Raw genomic sequence first — 3,592 nt, forward strand, 5'->3', positions numbered from 1 at the left:
TATCTGCATATTCATTTGGCATGTAACTTTTACGACAAAGATAAATTCCTTTAGGATTTTCTGTAAAGTATATTTTGTCAAGCTTTGATATTTCTAAAACTTTTTTTAACTCTGGAAAATCATTATTTAATAATTCAGCAATTTTTATTTCAAATTGTTTTAAATGCTTTTCAGAAGTATTAAAGTTGAATATATTCATATTATTCTTTTGTTATATCGTCATTTTTTTAGCGTTCCGCCAAACTGACGGCTAACGTCAGACCGCTTGGCGAAGGGAAAAAAGGCCTAAGTGTTATCTAAATTTGGCCTTTTTTTCTTTTGCCAAACGGTCAGTTGGGCGAAGTTACTATTTTCTGTAACGTAGTTGGCGATGCTACCCCAATATTTTTTAACACAATCTAAATCAATGAAACTAATTATTTATTGCGCTTAGCAAGCCTGCTAGGCGAAGTCAATAATAGGGTTTTTGGGCTCTATTTTTTTGGGATAAAAAGTTACCAAAAAAAAATAGTCTTGACTTTGTCATTTTTTTAAACTAACTTTGCTAAGTCTTTACGTTGTCAAACGTTTGAAAGTAAACTTTTTACGATTTTAATCGAAAGACTTGTAGCGAAATTCCTTTCTCTTTTTTATCCAAAAAAATATCCCGAAAATTCATTGTGCAAATAACACGTAGGACTCGCCAATTTTGTCCAACTTATATATAGTCGCAACATTATAGCGACTATCTACCCAAATTTGTTATGATTAGCGCTACTCATTAGCGTATATCATCCAAATATATAAAAAATAAATTACTTGTCATGAAACGTGGAAGCATAAAAAAAACCTACATCTTTTTATTGTTGTAGGTTGTATTTAGTAGTTACTATTAAGATTAAAACTAAAATACAATCGTTAGTAGCGTGGCATTAATTTTAGCAACCGTTATTTTTACTAAAGTCACGTTTAAAAAGCACCTTATTATCTTGCTCAATATAGTCACCCGATAAAATTAAATACGGATGATTGTGCGAATAGCCTGCACTGTGACTTCTTACAATTATTTTGTCGTTGACTTTCAGGTTTTTTAACGGTTCAAATTCTTTACTACTGTATTGCATCATGTATTCTTCGTCATTTATCTTAACAATAAGCCATTTTGGTCCAGATGATTTTGCATTTTCGCGTTGAAAAGTAACAGAGGTTATCACAGCTTCCATATCGGTGAAATCTTTTATGTACTTCTTTATTTTATCATGACTGGCATGCACTTTTTTGCCTTCTGGAGAAACTTCCCATTCTTTGTACTTGATTCCGTCTGGAGAAGCTTCCCATTTTTTTCGTTGATCTAGATTTGCTTTCTTATCTGCAACAGATAACTTCTTTGCCGATGGTTTTGGTTCGTTTTTAGTTTCACAATTTGTAAATACTAATCCGCTAATAACAGCTAGCGTTACGATTAGAAAATGCATAGTTTTTTTCATAAGTTATAAATGTTTTTAAATTGATTAAGCGAATTTACATGGATATTTTTTAGTTTTAGAGATTGGGATTGTAAATAAAATTGTAAACTTTGTAAATAAAAACTTGACACTATGCTTTCTAGCCGAAATCGCTTCTCGGAAAAACGCAACTACCTATTCGGTTTAGTACTACTATTGTTTGTATCAGTAATCTGCGTGGCTTTCACTACAGATGATAGAGACGATTTTGATATTTCGAGAAGAGAAGTTTTGCTTCGCAGGATTGGACATGAACTACTTTTACAATCGGGCGACAGTACATCAAGAGTTCTTCCGTTAAAAAAGATAGCTGAAAATGAATATCAAATTAGGTTTGAGAAGGAACTTACTTTTCAAACGGATTCTCTAGTGAATACTACTCAGCGTTTGTTGGCAAAAGATATCCTTACAAATGATTATGTTGTTAACGTTTTAAACTGCAGCAACTCAAGTGTAGCTTATGGATATGCTATATCCAAAAATAAAAAAGATGATATTGTAGCTTGTTTAGGAAGAAAGCAACCCAAAGCTTGTTACATGATCAATATTAAATTCAAATCGAAAGCAATACTAACTGCAAAAAATGGGTATCTTTTGGGAAGTCTGCCATTGTTAGCTTTTATTGGTTTTATTTTTTTTAGAACTCGAAAGAAGAAGGAAACTTTACCTGATGTTGCGTCTACAAGTACGTTTACTTTGGGTTCGGTGGTGTTCGATTCGAAGAATAAGAAGTTGATGATGAACGAAAAAACAATAGATCTTACTGGAACAGAAACGCGTCTGTTACTTATTTTTGCACAATCTCCGAATGAAACCATAGAGCGAAGCCGACTGCAAAAAGAGCTATGGGAAGATGAAGGTGTTGTAGTTGGACGTAGTTTGGATATGTTTATTTCAAAACTTAGAAAAAAACTAGAATTAGACCCGACTATAAAAATTGTTGTGGTACGCGCAAAAGGATACAAGCTCGAAATTAGCTCTTAAGGAAATCTTGAAGTCCAAAAGAATAACTTTATTTTGGAGGAAGTTAGTTTTTATTAATTTACCAAAGATGGCGAGTAGCCATAAACAGCTTTTAACGTTCTGAGGCTTGCTTTCAGTGGCGTTAAAGCAATACCAAGGATTACAAATAGTACAATATTTTTAAATTAGAAACCTTTTTGATTTCAAATAAAGTACCTAGCTATTTCTTTAAACTGCTGTTGGAAAATGAGTTGTACTTTATAATTAAGGATAAATTACTTTCCAATTTTTTCCTTCAATATCATTAAATTGTATTATACCAAATTCAAAATCGTAATAAAGTTTATTAACATTATTTGGTAATAGTGCACCCCATGCATTTGGTTTTGTTATGTCGCTTCCAGAATTAATAACAACAACCTTTTTAAATAAATGACCATTAATGTCCATTTCTATTTTAGTAGAATTGTTAAAATCCCTTAAGTTTATATTGATTGGTCTATCCATTTCATCAAAAAATGTAAATTGTTCAAAATTCCAAATTGGAAATTTAATTCCGTTTTTAAAATTGTTTTCACTTTTTGAAAAAATATAGCTTACTTGTTCTTCTATGAAATTTGCTTCATTTTCAACTATTTCTAATCTAATTATTTTAGAGTCGTAGTATGATTCCAAAATTCCACCTCCACCTGAAAATGTACCGCTTGAATAATCACCATATTTTTTTGTAGTGTTTGAAATCACCTTAAAATGCAATTTTTCTCCAAATTGATTTTCATATGTAATGATTTGATTTGGAACATAATTATAACTTAAAATGTTGTTTTTATCACTGGTAACAAATTTGTGATAAGTTACACCGTCATCATTATCATCATTATTATTTTCGATTGAGCACGAGTTCAAACAAAATGCAAAAAAAATAATATTTATCAAAATAACTAATTTTTTCATAATGTTAATTTTTAGTATGATTTGTGGGTTTTCCTAAAGGTTTCTGCTAACGTGTCGCCGCTTCACGAAGTTGCGGATTTTCAACACTTTTAATTACAAATATAGACAAAATTTAGTTTCAAAAATTACCAATTCTGATAAATCCCAAACCCCGCAATTTCGTGAAACGGCTGTGCATGTTGCACAACTCA

Annotated in this window: 4 protein-coding genes; 1 reads left to right on the forward strand and 3 read right to left on the reverse strand. The window is 31.2% G+C overall.

The genetic code is table 11. The annotated features are described in order from the left end of the window. Window positions 1–199, reverse strand: a 199-nt coding sequence (locus DIU01_RS14860) for a hypothetical protein (protein WP_290835812.1), incomplete at its 3' end; no start/stop codon positions are given. 718 nt (window positions 200–917) lie between these two features. Then, on the reverse strand, window positions 918–1,466 hold the full coding sequence (locus DIU01_RS14865) for a hypothetical protein (protein WP_290835814.1): 549 nt from the start codon (window positions 1,464–1,466) through the stop codon (window positions 918–920). A 195-nt stretch (window positions 1,467–1,661) separates the two neighbouring features. Here DIU01_RS14865 and DIU01_RS14870 point away from each other — a divergent pair, with 195 nt between their 5' ends. Continuing rightward, window positions 1,662–2,468, forward strand: coding sequence for a winged helix-turn-helix domain-containing protein (locus tag DIU01_RS14870; RefSeq protein ID WP_290835816.1), 807 nt, complete (start codon window positions 1,662–1,664; stop codon window positions 2,466–2,468). Window positions 2,469–2,711: 243 nt separating this feature from the next. Here the strand turns inward: DIU01_RS14870 and DIU01_RS14875 are convergent, their stop codons facing one another. Beyond that, window positions 2,712–3,401: a hypothetical protein gene (locus DIU01_RS14875; RefSeq protein ID WP_290835818.1), complete on the reverse strand. Its 690-nt coding sequence runs from the start codon at window positions 3,399–3,401 to the stop codon at window positions 2,712–2,714. Between the last annotated feature and the right edge of the window lie 191 nt (window positions 3,402–3,592).

The organism is Flavobacterium sp. (genome assembly GCF_003525665.1).
Lineage (GTDB): Bacteria > Bacteroidota > Bacteroidia > Flavobacteriales > Flavobacteriaceae > Flavobacterium.

What these genes read in the sequence shown, in the direction of transcription:
- DIU01_RS14865 (WP_290835814.1), bottom strand. Translation starts at nt 1,466, where the DNA reads ATGAAAAAAACTATGCATTTTCTAATCGTAACGCTAGCTGTTATTAGC.
- DIU01_RS14875 (WP_290835818.1), bottom strand. Translation starts at nt 3,401, where the DNA reads ATGAAAAAATTAGTTATTTTGATAAATATTATTTTTTTTGCATTTTGT.